A 25,723-nucleotide genomic window follows, 5' to 3' on the forward strand; every position below is an offset into this window, starting at 1 on the left:
AGAATATTCATAAAATATCATGGTGAAACATTTCCTTTTTTTCGCTCTTTTTTTTGGATTATTTGGGTGTAACAATAAAACGGATAAAATATTTCCAGAAAAAATCACTGTAACAGAATCTGTATATGCTTCTGCTACAGTTCAACCAGATAGCTTGTACCAAGCATATTCTTCAGTAGTGGGAATCTTAGATAGAAATCTGGTTGAGGAAGGTGATTTGGTGCGCAAGGATGAGAGTATTGTACAGATTATCAATACCTCTCCAAAATTAGGTGTTGCAAATGCCAAACTATCCTTTGAATTGGCAAGGGAAAATTATAATGGAAATGCTGCTGTGCTAAAAGGTATTATGGATGAAATAGAGGCATCTGAACTACAATTGAAAAATGATTCTATTAATTACTTCCGTCAAAAAAATCTTTGGAAACAAAACATAGGTTCCAAACTGGAATATGACAATAGAAAATTAGCTTACGAACTTTCACAAAACAAGGTAAGCCTCTTAAAAAGCAAATACGAGCGCACAAAGAAAGAATTGCAAACCCAAGTAAAACAAGCTGAAAACAATTATAAAACTTCGCAAACGCTTTCAGAAGATTTTACCATAGGTAGCAAAATTGATGGCAAGGTTTATGCGCTCTACAAAAACCCTGGTGAAATTGTAAATACCTTGGAGCCTATTGCAGCGGTTGGTCTGAGCGATAAATTTATGGTAGAATTATTAGTAGATGAAGTGGATATTGTAAAATTGAATTTGGGCCAAAGAATATTGGTAACCCTGGATGCTTACAATGCTGAAGTATTTGAAGCCAGACTACATAAAATATATCCCAGAAAAGATGAACGCTCACAAACCTTTAAGGTCGAAGCTGTTTTTGTTTCTCCTCCAAACAAATTGTACCCTGGCCTCTCTGGTGAAGGGAACATCATCATAGCAGAAAAAAAGGATGCTCTTACATTACCTAAGGAGTATCTTATTGCAGGAACCAAAGTACTGACGGAAGATGGAGAAGTAGAGGTTATTATAGGAGTTCAAAGTATGGATAGAGTGGAAATTCTAAGCGGGATTGATGAAAATATCGCCGTTTTAAAACCTAGGCAATGATTAATTGGAAGGTCATATTGAATATTGCCAAAACACATTTGGTCACCAAATTAAAATCTACGGTTACTGCTTCTTTGGGTGTCACTTTTGGTATTGGCGCTTACATAACCTTGGTGAGTTTTATGACAGGTGTCAACACCATGTTAGATGATCTGGTGCTCAACCAAACGCCTCACATACATCTTTACAATGAAATTGAACCTTCTGAAAATCAACCCATAGTACTTTATCCTGAATTTAAAGATGGTTTGAACCAAATACATTCCGTAAGACCTAAACTAAGCCAAAAGAAAATCCACAATGCATTGCCCATATTAAACTATTTAAAAGAAGATGATAATGTAAGAGGTGCTACTCCTCAAGTTAAAGCACAAATATTCTACCTCTCTGGTTCAATTGATTTAGGAGGCAATCTTACGGGAATAGACGTTATGGAAGAGGTCAGGTTATCAAATTTTCATGATTACATTACAGAAGGCACTCCTGAAGCTTTAAAAAACAACACCAATGGTATTTTGCTTGGGGCAGGTATAGCCAAGAAAATGTCACTTTCCATTGGTGACCGTGTTCAGATAAGTACGGTTAAAGGAACCCTTTTTCCATTGAAAATAGTGGGCATTTACCAAAGTGGAATTGCAGAGGTGGACAACATCCAAAGTTTTACCAATATAAACACAGTGCAAAAGATTCTCGGCGAGGCGGAAAACTATATTACGGATGTCAATGTAAAACTTTATGATATTGCTGATGCCCCCAATATGGCCAATCGTTTAGGAAAACAGTTTAATGTTAAGGCAATGGATATTAAAGAAGCTAATGCCCAATTTGAAACTGGAACCCAAATACGAAACTTGATAACATATTCAGTATCCGTGACCTTACTTATTGTTGCAGGCTTCGGAATTTACAATATTTTGAATATGCTCATTTATGAGAAAATGAAGGATATTGCCATTTTAAAGGCAACCGGGTTTTCTGGCACCGATGTTCAACTCATTTTCATGAGTCAAGCTATAATAATAGGAACCGTTGGGGGAGGTGCAGGACTTCTTATTGGATTTGGGTTCTCGCAATTGATAGATAATCTACCCTGGGAAACCGAGGCACTTCCAACAATAACCACTTATCCCATAAACCATGACCCAATGTTTTATGCCATTGGGATATCATTTGCTTTGATTTCCACCTTCATTGCCGGGTATTTACCATCTAACAAAGCAAAAAAAGTAGATCCAGTAGAAATCATCAGAGGAACCTAAGCCATGACTATTCATAAAGTTTTAGAAGCAAAAAACGTAAATAAATACTTTAAAAAACCTGTCTTGTTCCATGTATTAAAAGATATAAGTTTTGAAGTAAAAAGGGGAGAGTTTGCATCTATTATGGGCAAATCAGGTTCAGGAAAGTCTACATTGTTATATATCCTTTCGACTATGGATACTGACTATGAAGGTGATTTATACCTCAATGAAGAATATGTTACAGGAAGATCAAGAAACGAACTTTCCCAACTTAGGAACAAACATATAGGTTTTGTATTCCAATTTCATTATCTGCTTTTAGAGTTCAGTGTTTTGGAGAATGTAATGCTTCCTGCTAAAAAATTGGCCCAATTGAGCCATGAGGAGATTGAGCATAACGCCATAGAAAAATTGAAAATGTTGCATATTGATCATCTAGCTAAAAAAAAGGCAAATAGAATTTCTGGAGGTGAAAAGCAACGCGTAGCCATTGCACGTGCGTTAATCAATAATCCTTCAATTTTAATGGGTGATGAGCCCACGGGAAATCTTGACAGTTACAACGCAAAGAATGTGTTCGATATTTTTAAACAACTAAAAGAGGAAGCAGGTTTATCCCTTTTGGTGGTTACACATGACAAGGATTTTGCTTCTAAAACAGACAGAATCATACAAATGGAGGATGGCTGTATTATTAACGGTTAGCTGAAATATTTTTATAAGTGTTTATGAGATCAAGAAAAGGTCCAACAAAAAGTTTCTTATAATAACTTGAGTTCCAAATTCATTCTTTAACAGCGAATCTAATTGCCCAAAGCTGGAATTAAGATGACCTAAGTCATTTAAAGTATCTATTTACTGTATTAATTTTAGCCATAGTGGCTTCTAAATGAAAATAACCAAGAAAGTTGACAAAGACCTCTTTTAATTATACAATTATAAATCGTGTTACAGACCTGCTTGCTTGTACAAAATCTCCAAGATGAAAAAACGGCCAATCTCTTAAAGCAGAAATTGGAGAAACTAGGATTTGTTGCTAATGTTAGCATCAACCTTGCTGCACGTACTATCAATTTTGAGTATGCAACATTTAGGGATATGGATTCGGTGAGAAGAGAGTTGTGTAACATGGGCCACGCTCCAGTACTTCCAAAAAAAGCGCTGACAAGAAAGAGAAAACCAGTTCGCGTTCAAACCAGTTGAAACTATCTGACCTCCGTTTATTCAATTCGATAATCTATAATATCACAGTTGAAATATTCAAAATCTCCGTTCTTTAAATTCCAAATGGCTTTCATTTTAGTGGGGATAGAGAGACCGCATTTGGTTTGATAGTTCTCTATTTTGCCCGTAAAATCCTCCAGAGTTTCAGCTTTGTACCTTTTTGACTCAAAACGGTCTATCAATCCATTCTCATCAAAATGAAAAATCCCGTTCGTTGCAGTGCTTCCAACAATGATTGTAGCTTTCACTAAATTTTTGTCTATCTCCTTCCATTCTATAGTATTATTCAAAAAACCCACTGGATAAAAAACCAGTTCCCCTAGACATCTTCCCAAAGCACTTTCATCTGTCTCTTTGGATTGATGAACCGCTATTGATTTTAGTCCTAAGAAGCTGATATTAACTTCCCCTTTACCTTCTGTGCTTTTGTCTTTAACAAAAATGGGAAACGCTTTTGCTGCCCAAATAAATCCTGGGGGATTAGCGGTCATAAACTGTTTTGCCATAAAATGCATCCATTTTCCATCTTGTCTTTGTTTTATTTGACCCGATTGTTTGATAATGGCATGGCAATCTCTACATTTTCCAATAACACCTACTCTGATTAAGTAGCTCTTCATTTTATCAGGTAGATGAACCAAATCTTCTTTGGTCACCAGTTTCTCGGAGTTTCCAGTTAGATTAAAAAGTTGTTCTTTATCTTTTTCAACCTGTGCATTAAAATGATAATATCCATAGAAAATACAGAGTACCAATACAAGAACAAATACTACTATAACCAAAGCTATCATTTTTCCAAACTATTAAATTAAATAGTATTACCAAGAGCTTTCATTAAACGATATGTTTGTTATTATCGTCACGATAACAATGCCCATGTTCGCATAGTTAAGTTTTTACATTCAAACCTAGTATGAAAAAAAAGCAGTAGAAATGATTTTCATCATTAATCGATTTTCTTAATACATGAAATACGTTGTGGATACATCCTTATTTTGAGGGGTTGTTTGCATTTTAACCTCAAATACATCTATAACATTAAATAATCAGTGTTTTATTCATACCAATACTTTTAAATCAAACTGAAATAATACTAATAAAAAAAGTCCCATAGAAAAAGCATTCTATAGGACTGGTTCAATTAAAATATATAGGGATTTGATTCTTAGAAACCCTTAATACTAAACCTTTTTACTTCGTCTTTTTTGTATTCTCATTATCAAGCCAATAAATTAAATATGGAATGTTATAAGCATGCGTCCAACCAAAAACCCGGAGTCCCTGGTTAATTTCCCAATTGGTAAAACGTCCCGCACTCTTTGGTAGATTGGAGACTTTTAGCAATGCCTCGTTGTATGAATCTACAGTGTTGTATTCATCACTGCTTTTAGGCAATCTCCCTACTTCAAGTAGTTCAGCACGAATTATTGCTTCTTCAAAAAATGCTTTATGTCCACTAAACTCATAACCAATTAATAAAGGATAAATAGTAGCCAAGTAAGATTCCATTTCATGATTCAATGGGGGTACATCCCTTATCCAATAGGCATGATTCAGTAGCGCTTTCTTTATCTCTTTTTTACCGGTAATCTGATAGTATTTGTACAAGCCTTGCGCAACATATGTTTGACTGTATCCATACCTATCTAACAGTAAATTCCCTCCCTGTTCTTCTTGTAGCTGAAGCATTAGTCCAACCCTTTCATCCAACTCTTTTTTGTATTTATCAAGTTTGGTAGCATCATACAATTCAACAAGATTTAGTACAGACAAATACAACCTTCTTCCTCTTAAATCGTGCTCTCCCCATATACGTTTTAAATAGGTGTCTCCCGTCATTTTAGCAACTTCTAAAGCACGATGATCACCACTAATGTAGTATGATGCAATCCATCCCTGAATCCAGACATGTGCACTAAGCAAGGCATACCAATGTTCGTTGGCATGTCTCCTACCAATTCCTAAATAAGGTGTTGATTCTGGTTCTTCTCTATAATCCCAAAAGTCTATGGCATCATTTATCTGCCCCAAATAGTTTCGTTTTTTTGGCCAATGTACATTATCCACATCCATAGTATGTCTGCTCATGGCCTGTGCCATATGGAAGTATTTTGCATTGCCAGTTCTCATAAAATTGGTCCATAACATAAAATCAATTGTTGGCTCATTATTTGTCCATTGAAACCATTTTTTATTGTAGAAATATGTTTTCCCGTCGCCATAATCAAACATTCCATACCAAGGTTCATTGTCTTGGTTAAATGACCACCAGTCGTATTTGTACTGCAGAGCGTTTTCAAATTGAGGATACTTATCTGAAAATGGCGCCATATTGCCATATACCTTGGAATTTGAATACCATTCCGGAGTTGCATGAGCTATTGGACTATTGAGTACGTAATCCATTTTCTGATTTATGGTATTATCCGTTTGGTTATCATGAAAATAATAAAGGAATTCCGTGGTTTTAGTGATTCCCTGAGCAAAATTGTCTAGCATTCCACCGTCTGACTCTGTGTTATCACGAGCAAAACTCATAGGTCCATTTTCCAAAGGCCAAATATTCCCAAAGAGCGTTTTGGTGCTCGGATCAACCTCAATTCCTTTAGGATATTCCTTTAAAAAATTTTTGATTCCAATACTTACTCCTTTTTCACCATCAGAAACATCAATCCAACCTTTTGCTCTTTGTGTTTGATTTACAACCTGTTTGCCTTTTGTTACAACTGCTTTAAATATAGATTCATCACCTGTTAGCATGTTGTCACTTTCTCCATTTTTGGATTTACTCGTATATAAACTTCTCAAGCTCTGCCCATTATTTCTTTCAGGGCCTTTTTGTAAAAGACTTATCTTTTTATTCCCATCAAAATCGATCTTCTTAACTTCTTCTTCTAGGAATTTGGAATCCCAATTTCCAGTATAAAGCGGCAAAGAAACCTCTGCCTCATCACCAAGATGATATTTAAGCTGAAGCCCACAAGCCGCTATCTGATCATTTGGTTGTGTCCATCCAGCATCATTTGAGGTGTCTTCCGATATTATTTTCTTATTCTGGGTGGCAATATTTGCATGTTCTCCATCCTGCTTTTTATGTTTATCAGGAACACCTGTGTATGTCATCGTATGCAAAACCTTTACATATGTTTTTCCAGCATAAGTGTGTAACCTAATGGTAAATGGCGATAGGTTATTATCCTCTCTTCCATACATGTAGGTCCCTTCTACTCTAAAAATCATATGCATGGGGCCAGAACCTTTTTCTCTAAAAACTTCATTTATGATTGCCTTTGATGCATCAATACCTGAATCATCCAAAATATCCAGAAAGGTTCCTCTTTTATTTTCAGGAGCGGATGCTATCAGCTCATTTTCATCAAATTTTCCATTTTGATCAGAATCAAGATAAACTTCATCTAGAAATCCGTTTCCCAGTTTATTTATGGAAAAGGACAATGGTCCTGTATTTACCTTTATACCACCTCTAGGTCTCATATTGTTTGTGGAAACTATCCTTTCTTTAGACCTCATCGGCTCAACACCTTCACCGTATTCTAGAGTATAATCAGGAGCTACTTCAGAAAAAAAGAATACCCATATCCATTTGATGCTTTCATCTGCTGGCTCCCATGAAGTCACTTCTGTTGTCTGACAAGCTATTTCTTTTCCTTTGGAGTTCAATAACCTAACATTCCCTACAGAGTATAGTTCTCCTTTTGGAAACGGAATACCAATGGTTATAGGAGCCCCTTCCACATTGTTTTCAATGGTAATATTGAGTTTTTTGGTTTCAATAGCAAAAGTCTTTAGGCCCATGCAAATCAATAATACCAGTAATGTGTTCTTCATTTTATATATTTTTTATTTGGTACTATATTCCCAAATGGGACTACAGTGTTTCAGAATAATTATTCTTGTATTGTTTCCTCTAATTTTTGAAAGCATAAACTTGCGGCTCCCAAAATGGCAGATTCTGCCAACTCTGATGTTTCTATTTTTAAATTTTTTATCTGCTCTGGATAGGCAAATAAATTTATCTTTTGATCCATAGATTCCTTAAAAAAAGAATACGCTTTGCGTATTGATCCTCCAAGGATAATAGCTTCAGGGGCAAATAGGTATAAAATCGTATTAATTGCCTCTCCCAAGTGTGTGCCAAATTCTGCGAAAGCGGTTAAGGCCAAATCATCACCTTGTAATGCCCTATCATGAATCTCTTTTGCGCTCAGCCCATAATTATCAGCAAAAAAAAAGCTGCTTGTGTACTGTTCCAAAATGCTGTTTTTATACGCTATCATTCCTATCTCTCCAGCTCCTGATAGAACTCCATTGTAAATTTCATTGTTGATGATTATTCCCATGCCCAGTCCAGTGCCTATAGAGAGTCCAATAAAATTTTGAAAACCTTTTCCTTTTCCATATAACTTTTCTCCCATTGCAAAACAATTGGCGTCATTGTTTATGTAAGCAGGAATGTTATATCTATTTTCCAGGATATTTATCAAATGAACTTCTTTCCATGCGGGTATATTCTGTACATCATATACAATTCCTTTTAAAGAATCAACTATGGCCGGTACACCTACGCCTATAGCCTTGGTGTTATTGGTAATCAATCCATCAATACAATTGAACAAAAACTCCAGTGTTTGCTTCTCAGAATCCTCTGCATTTACAGACACATAAGACTGACCGGTAATTGCTCCTTCTTTAACAATGCCCGCATTGATGTTGGTACCACCTATATCTACCCCAAGAACCTCCATAACCCTAGTTAATTACTTGGCTTATTTTTTAATTGAATGGTTTTATTATTAACCAAGGGTTTTGCCAGGAAGCCTATGGATAGTACAAAAGCCAAGGGAATCAGTAAAAAAAACATCCCCATTTTAAGGCTTGAAACTTCGCCCAAAGCCCCGACCAAAAATGGAATAATCGCTCCTCCTGCTATGCCAGTGCACAATATTCCTGAAAGTGAACCATGATTTTCTTTTACAGAATTAAGTGCAAGAGAAAAAATAATGGACCACATAACCGAGATAAAGAAACCTATTGCCGGAAAAGCAAAAAGGGCGACTTTTTCACTTCCTGTTAAGGCCAGAACCAAGAATATCATTGTAATAGCAGTAGCTCCAATTAAGAGTTTTCTGCTATCCATAATTTTCAGCAACAGTAACCCAAGTAAACAACCTACGGTTAGCATAGCCCAAAAATAGGCTACAGTATCGGCGCCAACTGTCTGAGCATCCAAACCATGATATTGATAAAGAAATTGGGAAATCCAATTGCCTACACCTTGCTCTGTTCCCACATAGCAAAAGATTCCCAGAAAGAATAAAACGGTCCATTTATTTTTTAAAAGGCTGAAATACGAGCTTGAATCGCCAGCTACCTCATCTTCATTCTTTTCATATTTTGGATATCGAGTAAGAAATACAACAACCAACAATACAACAGCAATTATAGAAAAAATCATATATAACCCTACCCATGGTAGATTTTCAGGAACCAATTCTCTTATATAACCAGCCAGTCCAAATTCATTCGAATCCTTATCAACTACATATTTGTATAAAAAAGGACTCAGGAACGAAGCCAAACCAAACACCAGCTGGGCCAGAACAGAATTGAACGCAAAATGTTCCTCTCCTCCGGCAACCCTAAGCATTGGGTTTATAATGACTTGCAAAACTGCCATACATGAACCCAAGGCAAACAGTGTTATACTGAATACAACATAACTAGGAAAGAAAGCAAACCCCATGGAAGCCAAAGCCATAAATAGAAATGACCATGACAATAAGGTCTTATCGCTATACTTTTCGGATAAAAACCCCGCAGGAATAGACATTACGCCATATGCAATAAAGAAAGCAAAAGGTAGTAATCCCGTCAACGTTAGACTAAGGTCAAAACTATTCTTTACATCAACAATTATAGAATTCAGTATGTTGGTTATAAAAGATATTACAAAGAATATCAGCATCACCAAAGCTATTATATGGTAATATCTTTTTGAGGTCATTTTTTCGCTAGCCATTGGTTTATTGGTTTATCAGGTTGAGGTTTACTTTTTGCCAAGCATAGGAAAGAGTTGTTTTATTTCCTCGTCGGTCGGCTGTTTTCCATATTCGCATATTTCAAAAAACTCAACATGTTTGGCGTCGGTGGCAGTCATGTTTGGGTACCATTTCTTTATGGCGCTAGCTTCCGTAGCATCCCAAGTTTTTTCTCTTGCCCATCTTTGTTTTAGCCAATTAATTCGTTCGGCTTCTCCAGAAGGAACCTGACTCATATCCGCACCACTTACCCATGGCAACCACTCAAACATTTGAGAATCATGTGCTGCTAAAGCCCTCACTTTTGTATCTATTACTTCATCTACCACCACTGCAATATCTTTTGAAAATGGATATGGTTTTTGAAAATTATCTTTCATATAGATAAAAACGGGGTTCTTTTTTAAAGGCGGAGTATCCGGTGTAACATTAGGTACGATAACCAAATATGCAGCATCTTGGACTACGATTCCCGCGTTTCTATGATCAGGATGGTAATCGTTGGGGCGTAAGCCTAAAACGACATCAGCATTCCATTCCCGAATTTTTCTGATTACTTGATGCCTAACATTCAACGTAGGAATTAATTCCCCATCATGGTTATCTAATACATCATATTCAATTCCTAAAATTTCTGCAGCTTTTTTGGCTTCGGCGCGTCTTCTTTTGCCTAGTGCACCACCTCCTTGGGTCTGATGACCTGCATCACCGTTGGTCAATGCTACAAACTTCACATTATGCCCCATTTTAGCAAATAATGCAGCAGTACCACCAAACTTGGAATCGCAGTCATCTGGATGGGCTCCAATAGCAATAATATTCAATACTTTTTTCTCCTGTGCTTGGACCATAAATCCAACACACATGCAAATAATAAATAAGATATTTTTCATTATAAAGTTCTTTATTTAAGGGTTTTAAACTGATAATTGATAGTACAACTTGTCTATTTTGAGTTCTAAATTTGACATCAATGCATTGCCTTTTATAAGCATAAGCAGGTAAAATTTGGTGTTGGGGATAACTAAACAAACTCAAATAACAAACTTAAAATTAATTATCATTCTGATTGAAATTGGGATTAATATCCAATTCTCTTTGTGGAATAAAAAACAGATTTCTGATGTCGCCTGCCTCAATAACATCTGATTCGGCTTCCAATAGTTTTTCAGTAACAACTCCAAATCTTTTTAAATCTGGCCAGCGATGGTTTTCAAATGCCAATTCCAATTGTCTTTCATCAAGAAGTTTATCCTCAAAAGAACCGGGTGTAGTTCCATCTATAGGACCCAATCCTGCTCTTGTTCGTACTTGATTTATCAAACCATAACTCTCTGTTGATTCACCTAATGCTTCTGCAAGCATCAACAATACATCTGCATATCTGAAGACAACAAAGTTTACGTCTGAATCATTTTCAGTTGGTGGGTCGCTTTCGTATTTTCTAACATAATTCTGTACCACTACTTCTGCATCTACGTTAATCCATTCAGTTCCCATAGAGGGTTCAAATCTTAAGTCACCTACCTCATAAGCATTTTCCAAAGTGGCGGTTGGTCTATTTCTTCCAAAACCTTGACCTGTTTGCAAATCTGAACTTGGCGAAAAATCATTGGTAAAAGCACTTCCTTGGCCAATACCTCCGCTAATGAACTGTACTTCAAAAATAGATTCAACATTATTTTCATTTGATGCACCCCATAAATCTGCATAATTTGCAACCAATGAATAATTGTAGTCATTGATTATTCTGCGCAAAACAGTTTCTGCATCTGAATCCTGTCCTATGGTCAACAATACCTTTGCCAATAGTGTTGCAGCTGCTCCTTTGGTTGCTCTTCCTACATCACTTGCCGGGTAAGATACCGGAAGGTTTGCTTCCGCAATGGCTAAATCTGTGACCAATTGTCCATAAATTGTATTTGCATCTACTTGAACCAATTCATCACCAGGTACAAACGGGGTTAGTTGCAATGGAATGTTACCAAAGGCAACGGCCAAATGATAGTACATTAAAGATCTAAGGAAAATTGCTTCTCCTATAATCCTTTGCTTTAAACTAGCCTCAATATCTATCGGGTCTATTCTATCCAAAATAACGTTGCAATTGGCAATTACTCTATACGAGCCACTCCATGCTATGTCTACCTGTTCATTTAAAGGGTCTTCCGTAAATGCATTGATTTCGGTAAATTGTCTTGCTAAACCAGTAGCATCTGGTCCTTGATCTGTGTTATCGGAGCGCATTTCAAACATGGTCCAATAAGCTCTTCCATAAACCCCTGGCTCTTGCAGTCCAGCATAACTGGCATTAAGTGATGCAACAAAATCATTGGCTGTGTTGAAGAAGTCAGCTTCATTTCGATTTGAAATTGGTGCTAATTCCGTAAAGTCCTCACTACAAGCTGATGTAATACACAGCGTTATTAGTATTATGATTATTTTTTTCATCTTTTACAGTTTTAAATTAAAAGGTCAGATTGACACCCATTGTAATGGATTTGGTCAACGGATAAGCTCCATAATCTTCCCCTGGGGTTAAACTATTGTTAGAAATATTACTGACCTCTGGGTTATACCCTAAGTAATCTGTAATCGTAAACAAATTGGTTCCAGTAACGTAAAACCTTAATCTGTTGATACTATTCCCAAAAAGTTTATCTGTAGGTAATGAATATCCTAAGGTAACATTTCGTAATCGAATAAAAGAGCCATCCTCTACTTGAAATGAAGAAGGTCTATTATTATTACCATGGTTTCCGGTTTGTCTATCGGCTCTTGGAATACTTCCATTTCCTGGATCTGAAGCAGAACGCCATCTATCATTGAAAACAGCGTATGAATTAAAGTTTGCCTCTCCATTTTTCAGGTGTCTAGAAGTCAGGTTCAAAATTTCATTCCCCTCTACTCCTTGAATAAGAAAGCTGAAATCCAGTCCTTTAAACGTAAACCTGTTGTTAATCCCCCAAGTAAAATCAGGAAAATAACTACCGGTAACCGTTCTATCATCTGGGGTTATTTCACCATCTCCATCAACATCCCTAAATCTAAAATCTCCTGGAGAAGCATCTGGTGCTTGTGTGTCAACTGGAGCTGCATCAATTTCTGCTTGAGTTTGATAAACACCATCAACCACATAACCAAAATAGCTTCCAACAGGATCTCCTATCCGCGTAACATGCCTTACCCCAGCACTACCTGCAGAGAAAATGGGTTCATCATTCTCTCCAAGCGACAATACTTCATTTTTATTAGTAGACAGGTTAAAATCGGTATCCCATGTAAAATCACCAACAAAATTTTTGGTCCTCAATGCTATTTCAAAACCACTATTCTCAATTTCCCCTATATTCTGAAGTGCTGTTTCAAAACCAGAAACTGATGAAATGCCCACTTGTAACAACATATCCACAGTTTTTGTATTGTAGTAATCTGCTAAAAGAAATACTCTATTGTCTATCAATCCCAACTCAATACCAATATTGGTTTGTTGTGATGTTTCCCAGGTCAATTCTGGATTGGGAATGGCGGTTTGTATTAATCCGTTGATTTCATTTCCACCTAGATTGTAATTGTCAGGAGAAAGTAGTCCGATTGCGCCATAGTTTGGTATCTCAAAGTTTCCTGTTCTTCCCCAGCTAAATTTGAGTTTAAGCTCTGAAATTGTTTCTATTGACTTAAAAATATCTTCCTCGTTTAAACGCCATCCTGCAGAAAACGATGGAAAATAGCCAGTTTGATTATTTAATCCAAAACGTGATGCTCTATCTGAACGAATAGACCCCGTAAACAGGTATTTGTCCTTATAGCTATAATTCATCCTGAACAGTGCCGAAGCAAGTGTCCATTGTTCTTGAATTGAATTTCCTGCAAATACTTGACCTCCACTGATGGTGGTAACCAGGTCGTCCGGAAAATTATCTGCCAATACTTCTTTTATGGTAATATTATCTCTTTGAGCGGTATATCCTAAAACTGCATTAAAAAAGTGATTACCAAACTCCTTTTCCCAGTTCAATGTATTTTCCCAAACCCAGTTCGTCTCGGTAGAAGATGTTGCTTGAGCATAGGATTCACCTTCACTCGCATTTCTATACAAAAGTGTATTTCCTCTATAGAAATCCTGGTTGTACAGGTTTACATATGTTCCCCCAAAAGTTCTAAATGTAAGCTCGGGCAAAATTTCATATGACAATGCCAACGATGCCCTAGTTTGAAATTGAAATATTTCATCATCAATTGCATTTAAAATGGCCAAAGGGTTACTTGCTGTTGTTGTACCACCACCCAAATACGATTGGTTGTTTAACTGGTTGACCGTACCATCTGCATTATACGGAGCTACGGTTGGGGAATGAACAATTGCAGAGTAAACAATACCAGGAGGGCGTGCAAAGTATGGTGCTGAAGCAGGTACTCTCTGATTTTCAGTTATTGACGGAGCAACTCTTAAATCTAAGTTCAATTTATCAGTCAATTGTGAGTTCAAATTCAACATCATATTATACCTGTCAAAATTGGATTTATCCAAAATCCCTTCTTGACTAAAATAACTAGCGGAAGCAAAAAAGCTTGTTTTGTTCCGTATTGGAGATGCATAGGAAAAGTTATAACTCTGCGTTATTCCCGTTTGAAAAATTACATCTTGCCAATCTGTATCCGTACCGTCCCAATTAATGAACGATTCTGGTAATTCAAAATTCGTATCCCCTCTGTCTCCATCGCCAATAGGATCACTAATGGATGCTCCATCAACCGATGAAAGGTAATTGTTGTTTCTAGCATCCGTAGTAAAATCAATAAGCTCTTGAGCGTTCATTAAATCAATCTTATTTGCTACATTTTGAATGCTGAAAAAAGAATCGAAAGAAAATTTCCCTTTATCAGATGAAGATCCTTTTTTAGTTGTTATCAAAAGAACACCATTTCCACCACGTGAACCATAAATTGCTGCTGCGGAGGCATCTTTAAGAACTTGTATGGACTCAATATCATTTGGATTTAATGTAGCTAATGGGTTTACCGGTGGTGGTTGAAAAGCGGCACGTCTTCTTGATACGCCTCCTATTACCGAAGTAGTAAGGTTTCTAGATATTGGAATACCATCTATAACAAATAATGGGTCGTTACCCGCTGAAATAGAAGCTGAGCCCCTAACTCTAATGTTTGGCGCAGCTCCTGGTTCTCCAGACACTTCTTGCACTTGCACACCTGCAACTTGACCAATTATTGCGGCCTCAGGTGATAATGCAGGTACTTCTACAATTGATTCGGCACTGATAGATATAACAGATCCTGTAACCCTCTTTTTTGCCAGTGTACCATACCCAACTACAATTACTTCATCCAATTGTGCTGCATCTGGTTCTAGGTTAATTGTAAAAGTGGTATTAGATCCAATTTCAACTTCTTTTGATCTAAAGCCTATATAGGATACCATTAAGGTAGTACCTCCTTCTGGTACAGAAAGCTCAAATTTCCCATCAAAATCGGTAATGGTTCCAACATTGGTGCCTTTAACAGCAATTGTGGCGCCCAGTAAGGGAACATTGTTGTCATCCAAAACAGTACCTGATATGGTTGCTTGTTGCTTTTCAATGGTTTTGTTTGGAGTTTTTTCTTTTTTGATTAAATCCTTTTTAGGTTTAATTACAATCTGTTTTGCTACGATTTGATGATTCAAATCCATCTCAGAAAACAGTTCTTGTAAAAATTCATCAATACAAGTGTTTGTCACATTTATGGACACTCTTTTGTCAATATTGATTTCAGAAGCCTCATAGAAGAAATTATAGCCATTGGTTTGGGCTATTTTTTCAAAGACCTTTTTTAATTCAATATTTTCAAAATTTGCAGTGACCATATCATTTTGTTCACATGTAGCAGCTTCTACATGAGCAAAACAAAGCATAGCTATACAAAGGAAACATGCCTTTATTAGCCAGTTGGTTTTGGGAGTTATTAAATAATTTTTCATCTAAGTTAAATTTTAGTTAGCATTAATTTTGAATGGTTCATTTTTAATCCATAGGCTTTAGTCTAGTTTAGTTTGTGGTTTATCAATTTTCAGAGTGTTTCCTTTCATTGCGTATGAAAAGTTGGTATGCGCTTGCATAGTCTTAAGTATCTCGTCAATATTTTCGTTTTTAAATCTTCCACTATACCTCATTTCATCAAGTATTTCGTAGTTGTTCTTAATGTCAATATTGAACCTTCTCTCTAGTTTTTTGATGATGCTTAGTAGGTTCTCATTTTCAAAGACCAGAACACCATTCATCCAGGCAATATGATTTGTCACATCTACATTTTCAATAATCAAATCAGTGTCAGCATTTTTCCCCACCGCTTTTTGGTTGGGCACCATAAGCTTTGGTACTGCTATACCATCCTCTTTATAGTTTTGAAATACTTGAACCGAGCCTTCTACAAGGATTACTTCTTTAAGAATCTCATCTTGATATGCCGAAACATTAAATTCTGTACCCAACACCTTGGTTGATAAACCTTCTACATTTACCTGAAATGGAACATCCGCCTTCGCAACCTTAAAATAGGCTTCACCAACAAGCGATACTTCCCTTAAATCAAATCCATCAAAACTTTTAGGGTACGTCAACTTTGAGCCAGAATTTAAATGCACCAATGAACCATCAGCAAAATGGACTTTAAATGTTTTTCCATACGGTACATTAATTGTATGATATTCAATGTTGTTGGATTCCCTTTCTTTTTTATTATCGGATGAATACTCTAGCAGCCCATTTGTTTTAAGTGCTACAGTTTTATCTTTTAAGGTGAAATCAGAATAATTTTCAAGAGAAAAGTACTTTGAAGACCCATTGTTTATCTCTAATGAAACGATATTCCGGTCCATTACCTGAAGACCTGATTGATCGTTGGAAAAGTATATAAATGCCGCAGAGGTTAAAACAGCGATAAAAAGAGCTGCGTACTTTAATACATTTAAGTGAGCTTTTTTTCTTTTAGATCTAGTAACAATGGATAACATTGAAAGATGCTTTTCAACATCTGATGAGTTGAAACTGTACTTAACCCAAATCTCCGTTTTTATAAAATTTTCAAAATAGGCTCTATTTTCAGGAACCTTTATCCATTCAATTAAAAAAGCTTTTTCCGCCTCTGAGGTTTCATCATCAAGAAACTTAGAAATGATGATATCTACTTTGTTATTCATTGATTATTTAGCGTTTTCTTAATAGTAGACTTTAAAAAAGAGGTCAACCCCTACTTTTAATTCTGTTTTTTTGAAAAAAACTTGAATAAATCGTAAAACGATATTGAAATGAAAGAAAAGTACTATAATCAGTTAAGTGTATTCTTTAGTCGAAGCATTGCCTTGGACATATGCACTTCTACTGTTTTTACTGAAATATTCAATTTTTCAGCAATTTCCTTATATGCTAAGCCTTCTTTTTTTGCTAGTAGAAAAACGGTTTTACACTTTTTTGGTAGTTTGTCAATTTCTTGATTCAAAAGTAGCATTTTCCGTTCTGTATCTTCTGGATCTTTCTCAATAAGGCTTGCGATTGCGGCATATTGCAATTCTTGTATAAGGGCAAGTTCTTTTACATTCTGTTTTTGCAAGTCTTTATAAAGGTTATATGCCATCCTGAACAGATATCGTTTGATGTTATCCTTTATAATTAAATTTTTACGCTTGTCCCAAAATTTAACGAAGGTTTGCTGCACAATCTCTTGGGCCATCACTTGATTCCCACATATTACAGCAATATAACTGTTCAATTCATTAAAATAACAGTTAAAAATATGGGTGAAAGCCGGCATAACGCCCTCTTTTAAGTCTCCTAGCAGAATTTCTTTGTTGCGATACTTATCTTTTTCCATACCCCTGTTTTTAACTTGTTATAACACCGAAATGTTTTCAGTAATAGGTACTTCCCTTCTCACAAAAGATGCCCTTTTTACTTTGTTATTTTGTAATTCAAAAATGGCGATGGCATGTATTGTTTTGCCCTCGTCAAAGCCCTCAATAAATTGAGATTCAACAACCACATTATCATTAACCATTCTATTTAGCGTAGTCACAAAAAGGTCTTTGTTTTCACTAAATCTTTTGCCATATACTTTTCTGGCATCTGCAATACCCGAGCACAAACAGTGTTGTGACTCATATAGGTATGATTTAAACTCTGGATGCATAAAGGATACAAACTTTTCCAGATTCCTTTCGTTGTAGGCGGCCATGAACTTGTGTATTATTTTGCTTGCTTTCATGTACCTTAAAGTTTTCTGTTAATTACATATCTGGCTTCTTCCACTTGTGATGTATCGCTGGACAAATGCCTCCATCTGTATCTTTCAGAAAACATATGGGACTTTCCTTCAATCATATCCGCGGCCATTGCGCCTAAAAGTGGTGCCATTTTAAGTCCGTGCCCACTTCCTCCCGTGCTCACAGACAGCCCTTTTATATCTGGGTGGTTATCTATCCAAAAATGTCCATCCAAAGTATCTATGTACAAACACCTACGTGTAAAAACCAAAGGCGCCTCTTCCAATTCTGGGAATGTCATTTTAACGAAAGACCTCATATCCGCAACTTCAGCATCCGTAATTTGTCTATCGTCATTTTCTGGGTGAACTGGGGTGCCATTGGAATGTTTTGCAATCTTCACTATGCCCTGTTTCTCTAAGTACGGAAAGCCGTACCAGCCAGAGTTTGAAATGTCCGCCGTAAATACCGAGAAATGTGGCGGAATAAAATTGGCCGGATTTTTAGGCTTAAGCCAAAATACTGGGTGCCCCGTAGACTTCATATAGGGTTGTAATTCTGGGAGCAAAATTGGAGTATGTGCTCCAGCCGCAACCAGTGCGTGACCACATTGGAAAGTTTCCCCTTCCTTTGTGTTTACTGCGGTTAACCTTCCATTTTTAACTTCAAAACTAGCAGCCGTTTGTCCTTCATGTATCACAACCCCTAATGATTGCGCATAATCAGCTAATTTTTGAACCGTCAAAGCAGAATCAGCATAGCCAGCCTTGCTATTAAAGTTTGCATCTATATATTCCGCGGTATTTACCGCTGGAAAACGTTCAGATATCTCTTTAGCATCTAAACGATCTGAGGCGTAACCCGCTTCTAACAAGTTTTGGTAACTATGTTTTTCAAAAGTGTGTTTTTCGCTTTCAATACTGTCTTTACAAAGCATTAAAAAACCAACCTCGTGATAGAGTTTTTCATCAAAAAAATCATTCCAAGAGTGCCATTTTTCAATGGACATTTCTACCATTTTAAAATATTCTTTATCAGACCCGTACTCCATTCTAACGGCTTTTGTAACATCTGTTGATGCTGCCATATGATGTGGTATGGTATCAGGATTAATCAAGCCAACACTGTATTTCCTCTGGGCCAATTCTACCGCTGCGGTAATACCATATATTCCTCCTCCAATAACTAGAATATCATATTTTTTCATAGTTCATATTTGCTTCGTTACCTGTTTTGGCCCAATCTGACAATCGCTCCAAAAAAGAAAGGCACTTCTTTAATTCGTTAGTTTCAATAAATTCATCCGCTCTGTGCCCTTGATCCATACTTCCTGGACCACATACCACTGTTTCAAAACCAGCTTTTGAAAAAAATCCTGCTTCAGAAGCAAATGACACCGCACTCGTGGATTCGTTTCCGTTAAAAGAATTAACCATTCTAACTATTTCTGAATTTTCTGAAGTATCCAGACTGGGCACAATTGAAAATTGTTTGCTTGTTTTTATTTTAAAATTGGGAACTGTCTCTTGTTTTTCGGCAGTTTTCTTTTCACAAAACCTTTCGAAACAATCAAGAATTTCTTGAATGCAATCTGACGGAATGTTTCTAACATCCCAAGCAAACTCACATTGGTCTGCAACTATATTTACAGCAGACCCTCCATTAATAGTACCTACGTGAATAGTTGAATATGGTGGATCAAACCGGTTGTCAAAATCCTGTTGTTCAATAAAATCATCCATCTTTCCCAATAACCACTGAATCAAATATGTGGCTTCCTCAATAGCACTTATACTTTTTCTAACCTCGGAGCTATGCGCTGCTGAGCTATAAACTGTTGTTTTAAAAAATGCAGCTCCTTTTTCCCCATTTACAGTTTGCATTAATGATGGTTCTCCAATAACAGCAAAGCTGGGTTGTTCCTTGTATGCAGATTTAATTGATGAAACCAGTTGTTCACTAGCCAAACAGCCAACCTCTTCATCATAGGAGAAGGCTAAATAAATCGGTTTCTTTAACTTTGATTCTTTAAGATGTGGAACCATGGCAAGGCAGCAGGCCAAAAAACCTTTCATATCTGAAGTGCCTCTTGCATAAAGCTTGTGATCTTCCTGCGTTAGTTTAAAATCTGGTTTTGACCACTGTTGCCCTTTGGTGGGAACAACGTCCATATGTCCAGATAAAATAATACCTCCATCCACTTCTGGTCCAATGCGACAATGAATACTTACCTTATCTTCTGATGAATTAAATACTTGATGATAGTCTATATTATTATTTTGTAATGTCGTTGAGATATATTCCGCTATTGACAAATTACTTTCACCGCCCAAAACAGAAAACGCAACCAAATCCCCAAGGATTGAAATGGTATTGTTAAGCCTATTTTGAATGTTCTTTTCCATCATTGTATTTAGGTATTTAATAAGCCATTGAGTAAAATAGTTATGAGCGATAAAGGCAATATCCAAATCAAAACAATCTTCCAAAAACCCTGTAGTTTCATTGTTTTAGTTCCTTCCAACAAGTGCATTTTGAGTTTCTTGTACCCAACTATATGTCCAGCAAAAAGTACAGTAAGCAATCCCCCTAAAGGCAACATTATTGTACTGGTGACATAATCCAATACCTCAAAGACCGTTTTATCAAATATTAAAAATGGATTATCAGAATAAGAAAAAACTGCCGCTATAGATATGACTACAATACTTCCTATTACAGATAGCAAGGCAATATTCTCTGATAATTTGTACCTATCCTTAAAGCTATCTTTTAAACCTTGTATCGCAGAGATAAGTGAAGAAAATCCTGCCAGAAATAACAACAGGAAAAACACCGCCCCAATAATCCAACCATATTCCAATTTATTGAATACCGTAGCCATTGTAACAAAAATTAGATTAGGCCCTGAATCTGGGCTAAGGTTGAAACTAAAAATAGCCGGAAACAACATGAGTCCTGAAATAAACGCAAAAAAAGTATCTGCCAGAACAATCCAAATTGTACTGCTTACAAGATTGTCTTTGGTACTGGTATAACTGCCAAAAACAAATGTCACCGCCATGCCCACGCCAACCGAAAAGAAAAGTTGGCCCATTGCACTCATAATCACTTGAAAATTGATTTTAGAAAAATCAGGTGATAGAAGCCAACGATAACCCTCAACTGCCCCATCTAATGTAGCGGCCCAAATGGAGAGTCCCAGTATTAAAATTACCAAGCCAAACATCATACCTTTGGAATACCGTTCTAAACCTGATTTTAAGCCCTGTCTTACTACAAAAAATGCAGCAAGCATAATCGAAAAGATTACAATAATAACCGTTGACAAGTTTGATGCGACCTTATCAAAATGACCAGGAATACTTGCAACTGGCAGTTTTGAGATTTCACCAGATAAGCACTCCCAGAGGTATATGCCTATCCATGCCATAATCATGATATAGAAACCCATAATTAATATGCATGAAATAGCACCCAACCAACCAATGCTGTTCCAAAAAGGTTTCTTACCAAGTTTTCCAAAGCCAAGTAATATTGTGGTTTTGGACATACGGCCTAAAGCAATTTCAATAGTTAATATAGGAATACCTATAAGAAGGATTAAAACAAAATAAACCAACAAAAAAGCTGCGCCACCCCCCTCTCCAGCAACATATGGAAATCGCCAAACATTACCCAAACCAATTGCAAACGCAGAGGTGGTAATGATAAAGGAAAATTTACTGCTCCATCGATTATTGGACATACATTAATTGTTTTCAAAATTTTAACCCTTTTGATATAATCAAGTTAGTTTTGAAAGGTTTTCAAAACTTTTAATCTTTAGAAAATATCTTGCGATAGAAATCAATACAATGAATGTATGAAAAATAATTAAAATTGCAATATTAAAATTGTTATTTGTTAAAAAGCAATATTAATAGTGTTTATTTTGTTACATTAAAGCATGGTTCTTTTAAATATTTCGTTTCTTGTGGCTTATGAAAACAATAAATGACATAGACTTATCAAAACTCTCTAAAAAGAGACGATTAATAATTCAATACGCTTTGGATTACCCTGATAAGGTGGTGTTAATGCGAATGGAAGAACTTGGAGATAAGTTAAGTGTTAACCCTGCTACTATTGTTAAAGCTTGCAAGGCCATTGGACTTAATGGTTTTTATGAATTGAAAGAACTTTTAAAGAATGAGGTTCAACTTACAAGGGTAGATTCTATTTTCAGTTCAATGATAAAGGAGGTTAGAGCCCACTCCAATCCGCAGAAGGTTGCACAAGATGCTATACTTGGCGATATAATGATGCTTCAAAAAACCTATGATACCATTGACTTTGAAGTAATAGAGAAAATTGCAAATGCCATAATTAATTCAAAACAAACCTACATCATCGGATTGGGGCATATTGGGTTAGTAGCCAATTACATGGAGCGAATTTGCCGATCAGCGGTTCCTCAAATACATGCCAGTACTGAATATCATGGAGAGCTTTTTTTGAATATGGCTCATTTTTCAGAAGATGATGTTGTGATAGGTATATGTTTGGATAAATGCCAAAATCAAACCATAAATGCGCTTAGGGTGGCTAAAACAGAGAAGAATGCTACCACTATTTCTATAGTAGACAGTGACCTTTCGCCATTAATTGAATGCAGTGATCACCACATCACTATAAACAGTTCCAACAGCTTTTACTTTGGCAGCATGGTTGGCGCTTATTGTATTGTAAATGCTATTTTTTACAGTATCGCAAACATCTTAAAACCAGAGACAGTCTCCCATTTCAAGTTTTTTAGGACGATGTCCGAAAAGGACAATGTTTATAAAATATAGTCCTCAGAACTACTGAACTGATTCTATGCTATTTTGTATTTGAACTTTTTTATCCTCTGGACCATATTTGAGAGCAAGTTCAAAGGCTTTTCTAGCTTCCTTTTTTCTTTCGAGCACCTTTAATGCATTTCCTCTATTAAAATGTGCTCGCCAATAGGACGAATTTTTCTTTATGGCCTGTCCAAACACGTATTCTGCCTTATCGTAATTCTTTTCTTTTAGAAGTCTTCGTCCATATCGTTCCAGATAAACATCACTTCCTACCGTTATAGCTCTTTCTATGGCCTTTTCGGCAGCAGCATTATCTCCCAATTGTTTCAACAATTTAGCCTTAACATCCCAATTAGAGAAATTCTCTTGAAACTGAATAGATTTGTTGACCCATTCAAGTGCTTCCTTGGTATTAATTTCATATTCTGCACAGTAATCTGCGGCCTGGCACCAACTGAACCATTCCCAATAAGCATCTGAACGCAATTGTTTTCTGATATTGTCTAAAGCAAGTTCGTCAATATTAAGCGTCAAATTTAATTCAGCGCTTTTATCAACCCAGCTTAACACAATGGAAACTCCACCTCTCTCACGCTTCTTGAAATCGAAACTCATCCACTCCCTCATCTCCGAGGTATTCTGGACTGGTACTGTTACGCGCAGCGCATCTTCATCTTCCTCGTAAAAGTAACTTCCCCAAGAAGTATGGTTTTTTGAAAAGATAAATGTCCATTGATTTGCTTCCGGAAGCAAGTGAATTCCATAACTCCCTGCTGCTAACTTCTGTCCTTCAATTTCAACATCATCCGTAATTGTGAATACCGTGTTCTCGTTAGCTCCTGCTCTCCACACTTTACCATATGGAACCATATTGCCCCAAACCACTCTACCTCTTGCCCCTGGGCTATGGTAGTTAACAGTAATGTCTGTATACCCAATACGCTGTGTAATAATAGACTGCTGACTTTTATCTGGTAAGGTGATTGGGTTATGGATATTAAAGTGCTGAGCACCTACATCTACCATTAAAAACAAAAAAAACAGGACAGGTAAGTATAATTTAGAATTCTTCATTGCGGAAGTTTAAATTGATTTTTTAAGTTCAATTAGTTGAAATCACTTCTCAAAACTAACAAAAAGCCACCTTGAATAATTATTTAATAAACCTTAATGTTCTTTATTTGGTTTGAATGGTAACATTTTTCAAAATCTGGTCTCCTACAAAAAGCTGATAAAAAGCAAACCAAATCGATGAAAAACAATCCTAATGTGAACTTGCCTATGTTTCATTGATTCACAATTGGATATTACTATATTGGGAAGTCGAAGCAAAAATTCAAGCAATTAAAAATGTTGGACAAGGATTTTACATCTAATCGGTACTCGGCCATCCTAGGGAATTTAAAAGACAATAATTACTTAACTCAAAGTGATGTTGATGTTCTTTTGAAAGACTTGGTTGCCAACAATTCCGTGATACTTACAAATGTTGGCGACGAAAAAGCAGAAATAGTTAGAAGAGCTCTATTTGCAAACAATAATCTTAGAAATTTTAGATAAGCCAAGATTGGATAATCTTTTTTGAACTTTTTTATTTCCGTTTATCAGCCTCAAATTGAAATCTTCCTAATTGGTCGGAAATAATTCTGATTAAACCACTGTTCAAGAAAAATACTCCCAGCGAAGATTTGGGAAAAGATATAAAAATGAAAAACCTCTATTTTTCATAGAGGTTTTATCTTTGTGATCGCAGCAGGATTCGAACCTGCGACCGTCTGCTTAGAAGGCAGATGCTCTATCCAGCTGAGCTATGCGACCTATTTTGCGGGTGCAAATATACAATTAACATTAATTAATGTCCAATTAAATAAACCAATTATTAAAATACATTCGAAAAAAATCTTCTATAACTTTTTTGGAATATCATTTTTAAAACAAAATACTTAAAATGGCTATCTTGAAAATTTTATAACTCTTCTTCTTTGATAAAATCTTGTCCTATTAAAATTTAAATCTACTATGTTAGAAGTTATTACAATAAGCAATTCAAACGGAGCGCAATTGGAAATTTCCAACTATGGAGCCACCATACTATCTTTAAAAATACCAGATAAAAATGGGGATCTTGTAAACGTAGTCGTTGGACTTGAATCACCAGAAGAGTACCCCAAGCAAAGTCATTTGGATAGTCAACTATTCTTGGGTGCTATTATTGGAAGGTATGCAGGGAGGATTTCTGGAGGAGCTATCTCAATAGAAAACCAAGAATACCCAATTCATAACCAAAATGGAGTGCATCTACATGGAGGAAAACAGGGTTTTGATAAAAAATTCTGGAATATTGATAAGGTAACTAAGGATATAAACCCATCGATTAAACTGTCATATTTAAGTGAGCATTTAGAAGAAAATTATCCCGGAAATCTTAGTGTTTCAGTAGTCTATGAATTAATGGAATCCAATTCCGTAAAAGTGACTTATCAAGCAACTACGGATAAAACTACATTGGTCAACTTAACAAACCATTCCTACTTTAACTTAGATGGTGGAGGAAGCATTCTGAAACATTGTTTACAAGTTCATAGCGATTCCCATATAGAAGTAGATCAACAGTTACGTCCTACAGGCAATATAATTCCCTCTGCGAATACCAGATTTGATTTTAATCACCAATCACAAATTGAGAATTCAAACTTTGTTGGCCTTGACGATACTTTTGTCCTAAAACAAACTCCATCCAAAGTGGCAACACTTCTATCCAAATCTAATGGAATTTGTATGAACGTTTACACAAACCAACCAGCTATGGTCATTTATACCCCAAAATCTTTCCCAAGCCTTAATTACAATGTTAATAGTAGTTACGGTAGGTTTCCTGCAATCTGTTTTGAGACACAGAATTTTCCTGATGCTCCAAACCACCCTCATTTTCCCTCAAGTGTATTGAAACCAGGTCAAATCTATTTGCATGAAACCATTTTTGAGTTTGATACTTTGAATGATTCTTGAGGGTT

21 protein-coding genes, 1 tRNA gene and 1 pseudogene are annotated in these 25,723 nt (G+C 36.2%); 7 read left to right on the top strand and 16 right to left on the bottom strand.

Annotation, left to right across the window (positions count from 1 at the left end):
- Positions 1–19: 19 nt before the first annotated feature.
- The 4 genes from SJY44_RS13815 (at position 20) to SJY44_RS13830 (ending at position 3,549) form a co-directional block, all read left to right on the top strand.
- Positions 20–1,105, top strand: a complete 1,086-nt coding sequence (locus SJY44_RS13815; RefSeq protein ID WP_396590186.1) for an efflux RND transporter periplasmic adaptor subunit — start codon at positions 20–22, stop codon at positions 1,103–1,105.
- Positions 1,102–2,364 carry an FtsX-like permease family protein gene (locus tag SJY44_RS13820; RefSeq protein ID WP_298927447.1) on the top strand — a complete coding sequence of 421 codons (1,263 nt, stop codon included), beginning with the start codon at positions 1,102–1,104 and terminating at the stop codon, positions 2,362–2,364. Before SJY44_RS13815 ends, SJY44_RS13820 begins: the two co-directional genes overlap by 4 nt.
- Before the next feature lie 3 nt (positions 2,365–2,367).
- Entirely contained in the window at positions 2,368–3,051 is a 684-nt protein-coding gene (locus tag SJY44_RS13825; protein WP_396590187.1) for an ABC transporter ATP-binding protein, read from the top strand.
- 240 nt (positions 3,052–3,291) lie between these two features.
- Complete coding sequence (locus tag SJY44_RS13830; RefSeq protein ID WP_396590188.1) at positions 3,292–3,549, top strand: hypothetical protein; 258 nt, start codon at positions 3,292–3,294, stop codon at positions 3,547–3,549.
- A gap of 17 nt (positions 3,550–3,566) precedes the next feature.
- On the opposite strand, the gene SJY44_RS13835 is transcribed toward SJY44_RS13830, so the two are convergent.
- The 14 genes and pseudogenes from SJY44_RS13835 to SJY44_RS13900 all read right to left on the bottom strand — a co-directional run bounded on the left by SJY44_RS13835 (position 3,567) and on the right by SJY44_RS13900 (position 21,631).
- Entirely contained in the window at positions 3,567–4,361 is a 795-nt protein-coding gene (locus SJY44_RS13835; protein WP_396590189.1) for a DUF6544 family protein, read from the bottom strand.
- Positions 4,362–4,761: 400 nt separating this feature from the next.
- Positions 4,762–6,693, bottom strand: coding sequence for a hypothetical protein (locus tag SJY44_RS13840; RefSeq protein WP_396592093.1), 1,932 nt, complete (start codon positions 6,691–6,693; stop codon positions 4,762–4,764).
- Positions 6,682–7,419 (bottom strand): annotated as a pseudogene (locus SJY44_RS13845) (hypothetical protein); the annotation flags it as partial. The gene SJY44_RS13840 and the pseudogene SJY44_RS13845, both read right to left, overlap by 12 nt.
- Before the next feature lie 59 nt (positions 7,420–7,478).
- Positions 7,479–8,336, bottom strand: coding sequence for an ROK family protein (locus SJY44_RS13850; RefSeq protein WP_396590190.1), 858 nt, complete (start codon positions 8,334–8,336; stop codon positions 7,479–7,481).
- Between the two features lie 8 nt (positions 8,337–8,344).
- Positions 8,345–9,610 (bottom strand): MFS transporter, encoded by a 1,266-nt coding sequence (locus tag SJY44_RS13855; RefSeq protein WP_396590191.1) that lies wholly within the window; start codon positions 9,608–9,610, stop codon positions 8,345–8,347.
- 27 nt (positions 9,611–9,637) lie between these two features.
- Entirely contained in the window at positions 9,638–10,522 is an 885-nt protein-coding gene (locus SJY44_RS13860; RefSeq protein ID WP_396590192.1) for a PIG-L deacetylase family protein, read from the bottom strand.
- Positions 10,523–10,682: 160 nt separating this feature from the next.
- Positions 10,683–12,080: a RagB/SusD family nutrient uptake outer membrane protein gene (locus tag SJY44_RS13865; protein WP_396590193.1), complete on the bottom strand. Its 1,398-nt coding sequence runs from the start codon at positions 12,078–12,080 to the stop codon at positions 10,683–10,685.
- Between the two features lie 16 nt (positions 12,081–12,096).
- On the bottom strand, positions 12,097–15,606 hold the full coding sequence (locus SJY44_RS13870) for a TonB-dependent receptor (protein ID WP_396590194.1): 3,510 nt from the start codon (positions 15,604–15,606) through the stop codon (positions 12,097–12,099).
- Positions 15,607–15,663: 57 nt separating this feature from the next.
- Positions 15,664–16,824, bottom strand: a complete 1,161-nt coding sequence (locus SJY44_RS13875) for a FecR family protein (protein ID WP_396590195.1) — start codon at positions 16,822–16,824, stop codon at positions 15,664–15,666.
- 128 nt (positions 16,825–16,952) lie between these two features.
- A complete protein-coding gene (locus SJY44_RS13880) occupies positions 16,953–17,495 on the bottom strand; it encodes an RNA polymerase sigma-70 factor (protein WP_298927481.1) in 543 nt (180 codons plus the stop codon).
- Positions 17,496–17,513: 18 nt separating this feature from the next.
- Positions 17,514–17,885, bottom strand: a complete 372-nt coding sequence (locus SJY44_RS13885) for a nuclear transport factor 2 family protein (protein ID WP_298927484.1) — start codon at positions 17,883–17,885, stop codon at positions 17,514–17,516.
- Positions 17,886–17,890: 5 nt separating this feature from the next.
- Positions 17,891–19,090, bottom strand: a complete 1,200-nt coding sequence (locus tag SJY44_RS13890; protein WP_396590196.1) for an NAD(P)/FAD-dependent oxidoreductase — start codon at positions 19,088–19,090, stop codon at positions 17,891–17,893.
- Positions 19,077–20,291 carry an acetylornithine deacetylase gene (gene argE, locus SJY44_RS13895; protein ID WP_396590197.1) on the bottom strand — a complete coding sequence of 405 codons (1,215 nt, stop codon included), beginning with the start codon at positions 20,289–20,291 and terminating at the stop codon, positions 19,077–19,079. Before argE ends, SJY44_RS13890 begins: the two co-directional genes overlap by 14 nt.
- 5 nt (positions 20,292–20,296) lie before the next feature.
- On the bottom strand, positions 20,297–21,631 hold the full coding sequence (locus SJY44_RS13900; RefSeq protein ID WP_396590198.1) for a sodium-dependent transporter: 1,335 nt from the start codon (positions 21,629–21,631) through the stop codon (positions 20,297–20,299).
- A gap of 235 nt (positions 21,632–21,866) precedes the next feature.
- Between SJY44_RS13900 and SJY44_RS13905 the strand changes: the two genes are divergently transcribed.
- Positions 21,867–22,718, top strand: coding sequence for a MurR/RpiR family transcriptional regulator (locus tag SJY44_RS13905; RefSeq protein WP_147744822.1), 852 nt, complete (start codon positions 21,867–21,869; stop codon positions 22,716–22,718).
- A gap of 9 nt (positions 22,719–22,727) precedes the next feature.
- Here SJY44_RS13905 and SJY44_RS13910 read toward each other — a convergent pair whose 3' ends face one another.
- On the bottom strand, positions 22,728–23,783 hold the full coding sequence (locus tag SJY44_RS13910) for a DUF2911 domain-containing protein (protein WP_396590199.1): 1,056 nt from the start codon (positions 23,781–23,783) through the stop codon (positions 22,728–22,730).
- A 276-nt stretch (positions 23,784–24,059) separates the two neighbouring features.
- Here SJY44_RS13910 and SJY44_RS13915 point away from each other — a divergent pair, with 276 nt between their 5' ends.
- Complete coding sequence (locus SJY44_RS13915; RefSeq protein WP_299214279.1) at positions 24,060–24,269, top strand: hypothetical protein; 210 nt, start codon at positions 24,060–24,062, stop codon at positions 24,267–24,269.
- Between the two features lie 184 nt (positions 24,270–24,453).
- Here SJY44_RS13915 and SJY44_RS13920 read toward each other — a convergent pair.
- A tRNA-Arg gene (locus tag SJY44_RS13920) sits at positions 24,454–24,527 on the bottom strand.
- Between the two features lie 201 nt (positions 24,528–24,728).
- Between SJY44_RS13920 and SJY44_RS13925 the strand changes: the two genes are divergently transcribed.
- Positions 24,729–25,718 carry an aldose epimerase family protein gene (locus SJY44_RS13925; protein WP_396590200.1) on the top strand — a complete coding sequence of 330 codons (990 nt, stop codon included), beginning with the start codon at positions 24,729–24,731 and terminating at the stop codon, positions 25,716–25,718.
- Positions 25,719–25,723: the final 5 nt, after the last annotated feature.

The sequence above is a fragment of the Allomuricauda sp. R78024 genome, assembly GCF_044596045.1.
Classification (GTDB): domain Bacteria; phylum Bacteroidota; class Bacteroidia; order Flavobacteriales; family Flavobacteriaceae; genus Flagellimonas.

What these genes read in the sequence shown, in the direction of transcription:
- SJY44_RS13860 (WP_396590192.1), bottom strand. Translation starts at nt 10,522, where the DNA reads ATGAAAAATATCTTATTTATTATTTGCATGTGTGTTGGATTTATGGTC.
- SJY44_RS13885 (WP_298927484.1), bottom strand. Translation starts at nt 17,885, where the DNA reads ATGAAAGCAAGCAAAATAATACACAAGTTCATGGCCGCCTACAACGAA.
- SJY44_RS13880 (WP_298927481.1), bottom strand. Translation starts at nt 17,495, where the DNA reads ATGGAAAAAGATAAGTATCGCAACAAAGAAATTCTGCTAGGAGACTTA.
- SJY44_RS13865 (WP_396590193.1), bottom strand. Translation starts at nt 12,080, where the DNA reads ATGAAAAAAATAATCATAATACTAATAACGCTGTGTATTACATCAGCT.
- SJY44_RS13850 (WP_396590190.1), bottom strand. Translation starts at nt 8,336, where the DNA reads ATGGAGGTTCTTGGGGTAGATATAGGTGGTACCAACATCAATGCGGGC.
- argE (WP_396590197.1), bottom strand. Translation starts at nt 20,291, where the DNA reads ATGATGGAAAAGAACATTCAAAATAGGCTTAACAATACCATTTCAATC.
- SJY44_RS13875 (WP_396590195.1), bottom strand. Translation starts at nt 16,824, where the DNA reads ATGAATAACAAAGTAGATATCATCATTTCTAAGTTTCTTGATGATGAA.
- SJY44_RS13905 (WP_147744822.1), top strand. Translation starts at nt 21,867, where the DNA reads ATGAAAACAATAAATGACATAGACTTATCAAAACTCTCTAAAAAGAGA.
- SJY44_RS13870 (WP_396590194.1), bottom strand. Translation starts at nt 15,606, where the DNA reads ATGAAAAATTATTTAATAACTCCCAAAACCAACTGGCTAATAAAGGCA.
- SJY44_RS13890 (WP_396590196.1), bottom strand. Translation starts at nt 19,090, where the DNA reads ATGAAAAAATATGATATTCTAGTTATTGGAGGAGGAATATATGGTATT.
- SJY44_RS13900 (WP_396590198.1), bottom strand. Translation starts at nt 21,631, where the DNA reads ATGTCCAATAATCGATGGAGCAGTAAATTTTCCTTTATCATTACCACC.
- SJY44_RS13840 (WP_396592093.1), bottom strand. Translation starts at nt 6,693, where the DNA reads ATGACATACACAGGTGTTCCTGATAAACATAAAAAGCAGGATGGAGAA.
- SJY44_RS13910 (WP_396590199.1), bottom strand. Translation starts at nt 23,783, where the DNA reads ATGAAGAATTCTAAATTATACTTACCTGTCCTGTTTTTTTTGTTTTTA.
- SJY44_RS13835 (WP_396590189.1), bottom strand. Translation starts at nt 4,361, where the DNA reads ATGATAGCTTTGGTTATAGTAGTATTTGTTCTTGTATTGGTACTCTGT.
- SJY44_RS13925 (WP_396590200.1), top strand. Translation starts at nt 24,729, where the DNA reads ATGTTAGAAGTTATTACAATAAGCAATTCAAACGGAGCGCAATTGGAA.
- SJY44_RS13855 (WP_396590191.1), bottom strand. Translation starts at nt 9,610, where the DNA reads ATGGCTAGCGAAAAAATGACCTCAAAAAGATATTACCATATAATAGCT.
- SJY44_RS13820 (WP_298927447.1), top strand. Translation starts at nt 1,102, where the DNA reads ATGATTAATTGGAAGGTCATATTGAATATTGCCAAAACACATTTGGTC.
- SJY44_RS13915 (WP_299214279.1), top strand. Translation starts at nt 24,060, where the DNA reads ATGTTGGACAAGGATTTTACATCTAATCGGTACTCGGCCATCCTAGGG.
- SJY44_RS13815 (WP_396590186.1), top strand. Translation starts at nt 20, where the DNA reads ATGGTGAAACATTTCCTTTTTTTCGCTCTTTTTTTTGGATTATTTGGG.
- SJY44_RS13825 (WP_396590187.1), top strand. Translation starts at nt 2,368, where the DNA reads ATGACTATTCATAAAGTTTTAGAAGCAAAAAACGTAAATAAATACTTT.